Origin of the sequence: Spirosoma rhododendri, from assembly GCF_012849055.1 — a bacterium.
Taxonomy (GTDB): Bacteria; Bacteroidota; Bacteroidia; order Cytophagales; family Spirosomataceae; genus Spirosoma; species Spirosoma rhododendri.
Genome location: NZ_CP051677.1, coordinates 2,382,813 through 2,395,397, shown reverse-complemented (window position 1 = coordinate 2,395,397; position 12,585 = coordinate 2,382,813). Strand labels below are relative to the sequence as shown.

Sequence of the window (12,585 nt, the reverse complement as noted above, 5' to 3'; positions counted from 1 at the left end):
TTGTCCGGTAAGGCCAATTTACCCGGCAAGAGAAGTCGTAAATTAGTATATCAATTTATTAGACATTAGTAACAAAAAATCCCGTTCTGCCAGCTTAGTCCGAGTGTGAACTAAGCTGGCAGGACGGGATCTATTCAGAGACGTAACCGCTACGGGCTACACGTTCAACGTACTCAGGACGCCATTCATATTCCGAACAGCATCGGCCGATTTGTTGAAAGCGGCCTGCTCCTCGTCGTTAAGTTTGTAGTCGATGATTTCTTCCCAGCCGTTGCGACCCAGCACCACCGGCACACCCAGACAGATGTCCGACTGCCCGTATTCGCCTTCAAGCAGCACGCAGGACGGAATCACCCGCTTCTGATCGCGCAGGATGCTTTCGACCATATAGGCCCCGGCCGCACCCGGCGCGTACCAGGCCGACGTACCAATCAGGCCCGTCAGCGTAGCACCACCTACCATCGTGTCGGCAGCTACTTTTTTCAGCGTTTCCTCATCGAGAAAATTGCTGACCGGAACGCCCCCTTTGGTGGCCAGCCGGGTCAGCGGAATCATGGTCGTATCGCCGTGACCGCCGATTACCGACGCCGAAATATCGTTGGGCGAACACTGCATGGCCAGCGACAGATACGTCTTGAACCGGGCTGAATCAAGCGCACCACCCAGACCGATTACACGTTTTTTTGGCAGGCCCGACGATTTCAGCGCCAGGTACGTCATCGTGTCCATCGGGTTGGAGATGATGATGAAAATGGCGTCTGGCGAGTGTTTCAGGATGTTTTCCGTAACCCCCTTCACGATCCCGGCGTTGATGCCGATCAGGTCTTCGCGGGTCATTCCGGGCTTCCGCGGTAAGCCCGATGTGATAACAACTACATCCGAACCAGCCGTTTTTTCGTAATCATTAGTAGAGCCCGTCAGCTTAACGTCGCAGTCGAGCAGCGTCGATGCCTGGAGCATATCAAGCGATTTACCCTCGCTGATGCCTTCCTTGATATCCAGCAGAACGACCTCGTGCGCTAATTCCCGGCGGGCAATGTTGTCGGCGCAGGTAGCTCCAACGGCTCCGGCACCTACTACGGTAACTTTCATACAGTATTCTGGATTAAAGGATTAATGATTATGGGCAAAATACGGGCTGCCCGGCGACAAACCAACTGAGTCGTTCGCAAACTTAGATGCCCGTGACCTAGTTTTTAGATTATTTGAAGAATTATTTTGTTAGGATGATGTAATCGGTACGGTAAATCGCGTGGCCCCGTTAAACAAAACGGGTCAGCGGTAGTCTAACTGGTAGCAATCATCAAACACAAATGGCAAACAAGAGTCTCATAACCCGAATACTGACATCGCTCTTTTTCAAACGGGCCAACATCGGCGCAGTCCGGTACGCCCGCAACACGCGCAGCCTGTATCAGCTGATTCGCGAGGCACTGGAGAAAAGCGGTGGTTTGTCGGGCAAGAACATAGGTGTCTTTCGTGAACAGTTGGGGATCGTTACCCGCCTGTTGAAAGCGTACGCGTCGGGAGACTACCGGCAACTACCCTGGAAAACGCTGATTCGGGTCATTGCCGTATTGATTTATTTTGTGTCGCCAATTGATATCCTGCCCGACTTTCTACCGATTGTGGGCCTGACCGACGATATTGCCCTGATGCTATGGCTGTTCAGTGGCATGAAAGATGATCTGGAGAAGTTCCGGCAGTGGGAACAGACGTCGCAACCCAGCACGGGCACGGCTGCCAACCCGCAGGTTATTAAGATTGGTTAATTCAGCCTAGTCTGCTAGGGTAGTTTAGCAGAGTTTTTTACTTTTGTACATAGTCAAATCCTAACGATCATGGTTTCAAGCATTTTTGCAATAATGGGTTTGGGCAGTCAGGAAATGATCCTCATTTTTCTGGCACTGCTCCTGCTGTTCGGCGCAAAGAAAATCCCCGAACTGGCACGGGGTCTCGGTAAAGGCATTCGCGAGTTCAAAGACGCGACCAAAGATGTTCGGGAGAACATTGAGGACAGCCTGAAAGAAACAGACACGCACTCGACGAAGTAATCGGGTTTACGGCATAAAACGGACAAGCAGTCGATTCCGATTCGGAATCGACTGCTTGTCCGTTTTCAGTTTATTCCGTTCTTTGTGCGGCTTTCAGCCATTTATTTCGCTGTCTGGCAGGCTAACACCCTGATGAGCGGAATGCTTACCACGCCGGACAGTACCTTTCCGCCGACCAATCGATCCTCTGTGTTGACCGACTATCGCTCTTTTGCCGCCGTACAAACCGACCTCAAAACGGGCGTCGTTACCTGCCGCCAGCTCGTAGACCATTACCTCAACCGTATCGCTGCGCAGGCCCATCTCAACGCCTTCACCGACGTATATGCGGATGAGTGCAGGACGCAGGCTGTGCTGATCGATCAGAAGCTGGCCAATGGCACCGCCGGGCGACTGGCGGGTATGGTTATCGGCATCAAAGACGTGTTGAGCTACAAAGAACACGGGCTGCGGGCCGGTAGCCACATTCTCGATACGTTTACCGCACAGTTTACCGGCACCGCCGTCGAGCGACTACTGGCCGAAGATGCTATCATCATCGGACGGCAGAACTGCGACGAATTTGCCATGGGGTCGTCGAACGAAAACTCGGCCTTTGGGCCTGCCCGTAACGCAGCCAACCCAGATCGCGTACCGGGCGGATCGAGTGGCGGGTCGGCGGTAGCTGTGCAGGCTGGCCTTTGCCTAGCGAGTATCGGCTCGGATACGGGCGGATCGGTGCGCCAGCCAGCCGCTTTTTGCGGTGTCGTGGGCTTAAAACCAACCTACGGCCGTATCAGCCGCTGGGGACTGGTAGCCTACGCATCGTCGTTCGACTGTATCGGCCCGATTGCCAATACCGTAGACGACGTTGCCCTGCTGCTGGAGATTATGGCCGGTCCCGACGAATTCGACAGCACGGTATCTACGCAACCGGTCGGGGCTTACAGTCAGGCAGTCCACGCGCCCGGCAAACCACTGAAAATAGCGTACCTGCGTGAAGGCATCGACAGCGATGGTGTGGAACCCGCTATTCGCGATGCTACCCGCCAGACGCTGGACCAGCTTCGCGCAGCCGGTCATCAGGTCGAACCAGTCGATATCAGCCTGCTGAAGTACCTGCTGCCGACGTACTACATTCTGACAACCGCCGAGGCATCATCTAATCTGTCGCGGTTCGACGGGGTCCGCTACGGCTACCGCAGCCCCGACAGCACCGATTTGATTTCCATGTACAAACGTAGCCGGACGGATGGATTCGGCGCGGAGGTTCGTCGGCGGATTCTGCTCGGCACGTTCGTACTGAGCGCCAGTTATTACGACGCTTACTATACGAAAGCGCAGCGCGTCCGGCGGCTGATGCAGCAGGAGATGGAGCGGCTGTTCAGCCAATACGACGTGCTGCTGTCGCCAACCACCCCTACGACGGCCTACCGGCTGGGCGAGAAGATGGATGATCCGCTCCAAATGTACTTGGGCGACATTTTCACCGTTCTGGCTAATGTGGTGGGTTACCCGGCGGTGTCTGTCCCAAACGGGCACGACGGTAGCGAACCACCCCTGCCAATTGGCCTGCAACTGATGACGCCCCCCTTTTCGGAAGAGCGGCTGCTAACTGTGGCCCAATCGTTGCAACAGGCGCTGCATGAGTAAGTAAATGACTGTTGGCTATTTTAACGAGATAACCGCTACCCAACATCGCTCTCCGATTGCCATGCGCAGACGGAGAATAGATAAATCTGAACCGTATGCGTCTGAACCAGTATCTGTGGCGAATCATAGCAATCTGTAGCCTGACGGGCCTGTTTCTCACTACTTCCGCGCCCAGCCAGGCGCAAACCACCGACAGTACTGCCACCCGGCGCGACACCATAGCCAGTGTGCCGACCGTTCCGGATACGCTGCTCAAACTGCGGCTCGGCAAGCTCCAGAAAGATATTCCGCTGAATTATCACAAGGCGGTTCAGGCTTACGTCGACTTTTTTACCTTCCGCCGGGCCAGCACGACGAAACTGATGCTGGAACGGATACCCCTCTTTTTTCCGCTCTACGAAAAAATGCTGGCGCAGTACGAACTGCCGGATGAGCTGAAATACCTGTCGGTGGTGGAGTCGTCGCTGAATCCACGGGCGGTTTCGCACGCGGGCGCTGGTGGGCTGTGGCAGTTCATGCCCGGCACTGGTCGCGACATGAAGCTATACCAGGACGATTACGTCGATGAGCGGATGGACCCCGTTAAAGCGACCGAAGCCGCCTGCAAATACCTGCGCGACCTGTACAACATTTTCGAAGACTGGGAGCTGGCAATGGCCGCATACAACTGCGGGCCGGGCGTTGTGAAACGGGCCATGCGCCGGACGGGTGGCACGACCTACTACGCCATTTACGATGCCCTGCCGAAAGAAACGCGCGGTTACGTACCGCAGTTTGTCGCCTTCACGTATATTCTCAACCATGCTGCCGACCACGGTATCATTGGCGAAAATTTCCAGCACCCGATCCCAACAGATACCATGCAGGTGACGGGGTATTTCAACCTCGAAACGTTTGCTCGTCACGGGCGTGTGCCGCTGGCGGAACTGCAACGCATGAACCCGGCGATAACGACGGCTGTTTTGCCGGAGTACACCGACCATTACCCACTACGCGTTCCCCGCCAATACCTGACCTACGTGAATAGCCACCGCCGGTCCATTATGGATTCGGCCAGTCGTATGCCGGTCGTCATGGACCATATGCTGATGGCAAAAAGTGAAGACGTTCGCTACGGCAACGACTCGATGAATAGCTGGACTCGGTTGGGTGCAAACGGGTTGGCCATAGCTCCATCAGCAGCTCAGCCTGTCGCGACGAGTGAGGAAGACGCGCCTGCCGATACCCGGCCGGAGTCGGTGAAGAAAGAGGCTGTAACGGCTAAACTCGCCGTTGCGGAGTCAGCCGATGAACCGGAGGAAGACATTGAAACGGTGGTGCTGAAGAAGCCCAGGAAGCAAACGTACGTTGTCAAACGAAAGGATAATCTGGGCGATCTGGCCGACCGGTTCCACGTCGAACTCTACGACCTCAAACGCTGGAATCACCTCAAATCGAACACCTTACAGCCTGGCCAGACACTGGTTATTCTGAAAGAAGTGGCCGAAACCCGCTCTGAGCGGCTGGCCGAACAGGGCACTGCCAAAGCGCATAAAAAAGCGGAAGCTATTGCCCAGACAAGGCACATCAAACCCCGCTACCACCGTGTGCAGGATGGCGACACGCTCTGGAACATCGCCCAGCGCTACGATGGCCTGACCATCGACCGGTTGAAGCGGCTGAACAATATCCGGACGAATGCCCTGCGCCCAGGCCAGAAACTGATCGTCGGCTAGTTGAGCCACTTACGAACGTAGGCTTGCTGATGTACAGGCTTTTCGTAGGTTTACGTTCATGCGCGACTATACAGATTCTTTACCCGTCGATCTCTCCGCTCTGCCTGTCAATCAGCCGGTATTACTAACTATTCGCGGGGGCGACGGCGACGTTAGCTACTCCGTGTTCAAAGATTTTTCGGGTCGGTACACCTACGGTAACGTCGTCAACTACCCGCTCGGGTCAGTAGCGGCTGTTCGGGGGAAGTCGCTTCTGACACTTACGCTGGTCACCGACACCAATCCGTTTACCAACCGGACGAGTCTGTGGTTTCTGGTCAACAATCAGCGATTTGCGCCCTTTACCGCCGACGCTGAAGAAGATAACGGCACGGTCAGTTATTCCATAACGCTCTCGTTTGTCTGACCATGATCCGTCTTTGTTCACTCGGCTGGCTTCTGGCTGGCCTACCTCTGCTGACGCAGGCGCAGGATCTGCGGGTTGATGATCTGCACGGGGTATCGTCGCCAGCGACCACTATCCTTGGCGTTCAGCCCGCTGAAATAGCCCGCCCCAAGAGCTACAAAGCGCTAGAAACAGCCCTGCTGACTAATTTCAGTTCGGGCAACATGTGGCAGCTACCCGTCAACTACGCGCTGGAAGTAACGCCCTACTGGTTCAAACCCCGCGACATCAGCGTACAGCAGCTGATGACTCCAACGACGGGGGCATCGGTGAAGCAATCGTTTTCAATCTCGCTGGCAACCGGTCGCCGGATTAACCTCTTTGATTCTACCCGCACGGTTCAGCAAATGGGATTTGGTCTGCGGGCAACGCTCTTCCCCGGTCAGCTGACCGACGCGTTCAACACCGACCTGGCCGCACTGACGAGCCGGCTGGCGGTTATCGCACCGGCCCGATTTATTCTGGAGGCAGGCCGTAACCGCACCTTCGCCGATGGGAACGCGCTGCGAACCTATCTGGACAAAGAATTCGGCGTAGTTATCAACGATTTTATCAACAACAAAGCCTTTATCCGCGACTTCTCGCAGCTACAGATCGACGTCGTGGAGTCGGTGCTGCTGGGTCGGTTTGCCACCAACAACGCGCAGTGTCAGCTGCTGTTGGGGCAGATGATCCTGAAACTGATCGACTACGAGAAGACGTTCAAGCTCACTCAACTGGCGAAAAACGTTGAGCGGCATTATTATTTTCGGAAAGGCTTCCGGATGGACGTAGCGGCTGCCTCGTCCGTAGAGTTTCCGACCAACAACTTCGATTATTCGACACTGGGAAAGTATGGTATCTGGGCAACGCCGGGCGGCAGCTGGATCTTGAACAACGTCAATCTGGAGGTGATGGGGCTGGTGCGTTACATGAGTAATCAGATCGTCGCTGACCCAACCCGCAACTGGGATATCGGTAGCCGGGTAGCCGCCAACTGGCGCAGGCTTTCGCTGTCGGCGGAGTATATCCACCGGTTCCAGACAACCACGCTGCAACGCGTAACCTTGCCATCGGGGCAGGTCGACCGGTTGCTGCGTAGCGATCAGGATTATCGGCTGGCACTCGGTCTGGAATACCACCTCTCCGACCGCTTCGTACTGGCCTACGCGCTGGGCCGCAACTTCTCGCTCAACACTGAGTTCAAGGGCAACCTGATTTCTATTCTCAGTTTCAACGCTGGCTTAAGTGGCCCAACGGTGAAGATTGCGGACTAGCTTTATCAGGCAAGACTATTCCAAAGGTGTAATCTGCCGTATGCATAAAAAAGGGCCTGTGTTTTTCACAGGCCCTTTTTTATGCATACGGCACAAGCAACAGCAAGGTTATTTACCAGCCTTACCTTTTTCTTCGGCCAGTGCCAGCTTCACGGCTTCGTACAGATTGACAACGCCCCCCGTCTTCGACAGCGTGGCAAAGTCGACCATCGTACTCGATTCGGGGCGACGCACTTTCGTATGATAGGGCGTTGCCGAAGCCAGAATAATCCGCTTGATATCGGCGTAAGTCAGCTTGGGGAAGTACGATTTCAGCACGGCAGCAACGCCCGCTACCACCGGCGACGCCATACTCGTACCGTTGTTGTTTTCGTACTTACTACCCGGCACGGTCGAATAAATTTCTTTGCCCGGCGCAAACACGTCGACGTCGCGCTTACCGTAGTTCGAGAAGCTGGCTACCAGATCGGGCGAGATCGGCTCCGCACTTGCCCCAACCGTAATGACGTTCGGAATCGATGCGCCATCCTCAAAGCGGGGCGACGGGTAATTCATGGCGGTATCGATGTCTTTGCCGTCGTTACCAGCCGCGTGAACCATCAATACTCCTTTCGACAGGGCGTACCGCTCGGCATCCTCAACCGCTTTCCGCTGGGGCGAATAGTCTTTACCGAAGCTCATGTTGATAATCTTTGCCCCATTGTCGACGGCGTACCGAATCGCGTTGGCCACGTCTTTATCGCGTTCATCGCCGTTCGGCACCGCCCGTACGCCCATAATCATGACGGCATCGGAAATACCCATTACGCCCAGATTATTCGTCCGATCGGCACCGATGATACCGGCAACGTGCGTGCCGTGGTCGGGGTCGGGGCCGTTGATGTCGGCGTTACCGTAGTCGCGCTGCGTTACATCGTCGGGGTTATCACCCACGATACTGCGGCTGTCAAAATCTGGGTTGTAGTTGTACTCGGCGCGGGTTTTCAGCTGATCGTCGTACTTACCCAGCTCACTTTTCATCACCTCGGCGTCGGCTACTCCCTGCTGGCGCAACACTTGCAGAATGCCACCAACGGGTCGGCGTAACGATTGATTCGACAGCGTATCGAGCACTTTCGCCAGCGTTGCCGTGTCTAGTTTTGGCACGTTCAGCGCCTGCTTGATCGCATCGACGGCAGTTGCGTACTGCGTGTAAAAGCCGTGAATACCGTCGTACTGCGATTTGTACTGCGCCCGGTTTTTCTCGACGTCAGCTTTTGCTTTCACGTACAGATCGTACTCTTTCTGTTCCGCCGGCTTCAGCGACTTGCGATCTTTACCCTCGTATTTGGGCTTGAGCTTGTTGTACATCCGGGTGATTTCCACCGTTTCGTAGCTGACGTTGCGCCCGTCTTTTCCACCGATGAAATTCCAGCCGTGTACGTCGTCGATGTACCCGTTCTTATCGTCGTCTATTCCGTTGCCGGGAATTTCTTTCGGATTCGTCCACAGCACCCGTTTCAGATCAACGTGGCTGGTGTCAATTCCGCCATCGATAACGGCCACCAGAACCGGTGTGGGTTTGCGGTTAGCCAGTAATTCACTGTACGTTTTATCGACGCTGATGCCCGCCGTCTTATCTGTTTTGTCGCGCAGGTACCACTGCGTTTCCTGCGCCGAAGCCGTTGCCATCGTAGACAGCCCGACCGACGCCCATAGGAGGATTTTCTTCATGTATTGGAAACGAAATTTTCCGGCAAAACAAGCCCGCCCCCCGGTAACAATTGCTTAAAAAAGGTTAAAATGTTTTTTCACGGCTTACTGTGGACCGCGTTTCGGTAATGTTCCTCCAGCGCATCGAGCCCGAAATCGTTCGTCAGGTCGCGCACGACGGTATGTATGTGGTTGGCGTTGGTTTGGGTGTTGTCGTACTCGATCAGCACCGTTGGGCCGTGAATACGATAGTACCAGCCTTTACCCGCTCCCAGGGTGGGCGTCAGATCCCCGGCCCAGGCAAAACGAAGCTCATCGAGCCCGGCTTTGGTCAGTTTATCAAGTTGTTGGCTGGCCAGCGTCACCCGGTAACGGTTCAGATAAACCTGTACCAACTGCATAAACAGGTCACGCTGATGACCGTTCATGTCACCCAGCCGCAGGCCGTCCATGCGTTCCAGCGATAACTTGCGTCGGTTTCCCGTTACAATATCGGGGTAGGCGACAGCCGCCAGCGTAGCCCGCCGTACCTGCGCCGAATCAAGCGATGCCAGCAGTTCAAAGGCGCGGGCGGTTTCGTCTTTCAATACCTGCTTTCCCTTCTGCGGCACATCGGCCCGAACAACGGCGGGGTTACTGCCGAAAAAGATGGGTGTCTGGGCCAGTACCCGCCCGGCACCATCAGGCCCGGTTACGATCAGAAACTGCATCGACAGATGGTGCCCGTCGATACGCCAGCTCCAGGGGTCTTTGCCCGATGGATCACCAAAAATGGAGAACGCATACTGGTCCGGATCGCGATAGGTATCGTTCGACGGTCGATTTTCAATTGCCCGCAGTACGTTTTCCAGCGCCATGATTTCTTCCGCTTTGCGATACCCGTCCTGGCTTAGGCAACGTTGAAGCAGTTTCCGGGCGGCCTGTTGCTGTTGGGCATTCATCGCCCGCAGGGGCAATCCTTTTCGTTCGCGAGGAATGTAATGCCAGTCAAACCGTTCTTCATCATCAAACCGGAACACAGTCTGTTGACGCTGTGCTGGTGTGAGCAGCCGAAGAAGAGCCTCAGCCTCTTCCTGCATGTCATTACGTAACCGTTCAGCCGCCTTTTGTTGCGCTAAACTGCTTTGGAAAGTCATCAGACTGATGCATATCCCGGCTACTACCAAACGAATTGCCTGCATGGCGAGTAAAAGACTTTTTTTTAATCAACAACCGATCTTATTCCGTAGTTAAAAGGGGACATCTGCCTCTGGCCTACCCACCATGTCAACACGGCCTCCTCAAGAATCTCCCGGCTTATTGGATCACCTCGCCATGCGCTATCTGCGTCGGGCGCTCGATGCGAGCCATCCGACCGATGAGCCATATGTACTGAGTGATGATGAGCTGTTTCTGACGCAACGCGCAGCCTACGCAACGCTATTCGCAAGCGGTTTTCTGGGCGTATTGACTGTATTACTATTTCAGTTGCCACAGTTTGCCTGGCCTGACTTCTTTGCGTCGACGGAGTTTCTCATCGCGGGCAAGCCGTTTGCCATACCCCTGATTACGATTTTGTATGCGGTGCTGGTACTTTATATCGCCGTCCATCTGACGACGGGTGTGAACCGATTTGGCGCGCGGGCCATTGCGCAAATCTGCCAGTTTCCCCGCCTGCACGACGCCCGTTACGAACACCATGTTGAGACAATGGCGCGGCTGGCCCGTTCAGGAAAGTCCGGGTTTCGGCCCTATTTCAATCTGAAAACTCATCTGGCCCGGTCCCGCTCCGGCTTGTTTGCTTATTTCCTGGCCAATCAGGCGGCTGGCTTCTTTGCCAGTACGATCGTTACAATTCTACTGATTCCGTATATACCCACATCAGCCGCAATCATCATCGGGTTAGTCGGTTACGTCAGCTGGCTCGTCTACAGTGTCAGACGGATACAGTTCGAGCTAAAAATCCGGATTCTGGCCCCACTGACCATTCGTAGTTTCGTCAACGAGTTGCGTGAGGAATGGCACACAAACAGTGAGTTTCAAACCGTCCTTACCGATGTTCTGAACTATGCGGGTATACTGCGCCGTCTGCACGTATACGCGCACCTGGTTCTGGTCGAAACGCTCACTGACCGCGTCAACGAAGCCATACTACCTCATTCGCCTGACGATTTTCTGCCGCAAATGGCCGCTATGCCGCCAGATATGCAGCGCAGTGTCGAGCGGCTACTTGTTTTCAGCCTGCTCATCGACGGTCGTTTCACGGCAAAAGAGCGCGCGCAGCTTCAGAAGCTACAGGACCATAAGCTGCTGACCTACTCACTGACGGACATCGGTGAGTTGCACAAGGATTATGTGGCAGGAAAAGGGCTCTGGCTATAATCGCCCGAAAATCAACGGATTTTCTACTGTCAGTCGATGCAGACAGGATTCACTGATTAGTTTCTCGAATTTTTTTATGCAGGTAGTGACTCCAGCTTGGTCACCCGAACAGCATTGATACGCTTATCGTCAGCTGACAGTACGAAGAACTTAAAGCCAGCGTATTCGGTCTCATCATCCGTTGTTGGCAGACGACCGAACAATTCGAGCAGCAAACCACCCAGCGATTCGCTATCCCCCTGAATTTCCTCGAATGTCGTGGCATCCACGTTCAACACGCGACAGACATCGGTCAAGGGCGTTTTTCCTTCAAACACAACCGTCCGATCGTCTTCGCGCTGATAGCCTTCCGGCGTCTCGTCGTCAAATTCGTCGTTGATGTCGCCAAAGATTTCTTCGATAATATCCTCCAGCGTCACCAATCCACGCGTACCACCATATTCGTCTACGACGACGGCCATATGCACCCGTTTCTTCTGAAAATCCTGTAGCAGATCGTCGACCTTTTTGTTCTCAGGAATGAAAAACACCGGCCGCATCAGCGACTGCCAATCAAACGAATCGTCGGCATGGATGTGGGGCAATAAATCTTTGATGTACACGATACCCTCCACCTGATCAAGCGATTCGCCATACACCGGCACCCGTGAATAACCAGACGCGTTGATCTGATCGATTAGTTCGAGGAAGGTAAGGTCGTTGCAAACGGCCGAAATATCGAGTCGGGAGCGCATTACCTGCCGGGCGGTCAGGTTGCTGAAATTAACGATTCCTTTCAGAATCTCCTTCTCTTCAGTAGTGGCCTCAGCCCCTGTCAACTCCACCGCCTGACTCAGCTCTTCGATCGACAGCTTGTACCCCCGCCGTTCGATTCGCTTGTCCACCTGATTGCTCAGATTGACCAGCATCACCGCCAACGGGCGAAAAATAGCCAGCCCAACAGAGGCCAGGGTGGCCGTCCGGCGCGCAACGCGCAGGTTATTCTGACTGGCGTATACTTTCGGTACTATCTCCCCGAAGAGTACAATCACCAGCGTCGTTAACGTCGTCACCCCGATCAGCAACCAGTTCGATCGATTAGCCGCCTGCGTGTATTCCCAGGTCAGAAAACTGATGATGACGACAACAGCAATGTTGATCAGGTTATTGAAGATTACCAGCGACGCCAGCAGCCGTTTGGGTCGTTCGAGCAGACCGGCTATTTGCTGATAGCCGGGTTCGTTGCTTTCCCGGCAGCGAACCCGATCGTCGGGTGATAATGAGAAAAAGGCGGCTTCGGAGGCAGAAACCAACCCAGCCAGCGTAATCAGCAGCAGAACGAGTGCCAGATACGGGCCATATAGAGCAAGATAGGTGCTCCAGCCTAAATCGGCCGAGAGCACCTGTCGAGAAAGCGGATCACCGGGGTCCATGTAACGTAAATCTTAGTA

At 54.6% G+C, this 12,585-nt stretch carries 11 protein-coding genes; 7 read left to right on the top strand and 4 right to left on the bottom strand.

All coding sequences use genetic code 11. The annotated features are described in order from the left end of the window. Window positions 1-156: 156 nt before the first annotated feature. Window positions 157-1,092 carry a malate dehydrogenase gene (gene mdh, locus HH216_RS10080; RefSeq protein ID WP_169550706.1) on the bottom strand — a complete coding sequence of 312 codons (936 nt, stop codon included), beginning with the start codon at window positions 1,090-1,092 and terminating at the stop codon, window positions 157-159. A gap of 221 nt (window positions 1,093-1,313) precedes the next feature. Between mdh and HH216_RS10075 the strand changes: the two genes are divergently transcribed. The 6 genes from HH216_RS10075 to HH216_RS10050 all read left to right on the top strand — a co-directional run bounded on the left by HH216_RS10075 (window position 1,314) and on the right by HH216_RS10050 (window position 7,102). Then, window positions 1,314-1,772: a YkvA family protein gene (locus tag HH216_RS10075; RefSeq protein ID WP_169550705.1), complete on the top strand. Its 459-nt coding sequence runs from the start codon at window positions 1,314-1,316 to the stop codon at window positions 1,770-1,772. 69 nt (window positions 1,773-1,841) lie between these two features. After that, window positions 1,842-2,054 (top strand): Sec-independent protein translocase subunit TatA/TatB, encoded by a 213-nt coding sequence (locus HH216_RS10070; RefSeq protein WP_408641772.1) that lies wholly within the window; start codon window positions 1,842-1,844, stop codon window positions 2,052-2,054. 192 nt (window positions 2,055-2,246) lie between these two features. Continuing rightward, entirely contained in the window at window positions 2,247-3,686 is a 1,440-nt protein-coding gene (gatA, locus tag HH216_RS10065; protein ID WP_169553326.1) for an Asp-tRNA(Asn)/Glu-tRNA(Gln) amidotransferase subunit GatA, read from the top strand. A 95-nt stretch (window positions 3,687-3,781) separates the two neighbouring features. Continuing rightward, window positions 3,782-5,401 carry a lytic transglycosylase domain-containing protein gene (locus tag HH216_RS10060; RefSeq protein ID WP_169550704.1) on the top strand — a complete coding sequence of 540 codons (1,620 nt, stop codon included), beginning with the start codon at window positions 3,782-3,784 and terminating at the stop codon, window positions 5,399-5,401. 58 nt (window positions 5,402-5,459) lie between these two features. Beyond that, on the top strand, window positions 5,460-5,807 hold the full coding sequence (locus tag HH216_RS10055) for a hypothetical protein (RefSeq protein WP_169550703.1): 348 nt from the start codon (window positions 5,460-5,462) through the stop codon (window positions 5,805-5,807). Between the two features lie 2 nt (window positions 5,808-5,809). Next, entirely contained in the window at window positions 5,810-7,102 is a 1,293-nt protein-coding gene (locus tag HH216_RS10050; RefSeq protein WP_169550702.1) for a hypothetical protein, read from the top strand. Between the two features lie 108 nt (window positions 7,103-7,210). Here HH216_RS10050 and HH216_RS10045 read toward each other — a convergent pair whose 3' ends face one another. Next, window positions 7,211-8,815 carry a S8 family peptidase gene (locus tag HH216_RS10045; RefSeq protein ID WP_169550701.1) on the bottom strand — a complete coding sequence of 535 codons (1,605 nt, stop codon included), beginning with the start codon at window positions 8,813-8,815 and terminating at the stop codon, window positions 7,211-7,213. 77 nt (window positions 8,816-8,892) lie between these two features. Beyond that, on the bottom strand, window positions 8,893-9,873 hold the full coding sequence (locus HH216_RS10040) for a DUF3500 domain-containing protein (RefSeq protein WP_254448766.1): 981 nt from the start codon (window positions 9,871-9,873) through the stop codon (window positions 8,893-8,895). Window positions 9,874-10,108: 235 nt separating this feature from the next. On the opposite strand from HH216_RS10040, the gene HH216_RS10035 reads away from it, so the two are divergent. Next, the gene (locus HH216_RS10035) at window positions 10,109-11,155 is read left to right on the top strand and encodes an LBF_2804 family protein (RefSeq protein WP_169550699.1); all 1,047 of its coding nucleotides are present in this window, start codon (window positions 10,109-10,111) and stop codon (window positions 11,153-11,155) included. Window positions 11,156-11,229: 74 nt separating this feature from the next. On the opposite strand, the gene gldE is transcribed toward HH216_RS10035, so the two are convergent. After that, a complete protein-coding gene (gene gldE, locus HH216_RS10030; protein WP_169550698.1) occupies window positions 11,230-12,567 on the bottom strand; it encodes a gliding motility-associated protein GldE in 1,338 nt (445 codons plus the stop codon). Window positions 12,568-12,585: the final 18 nt, after the last annotated feature.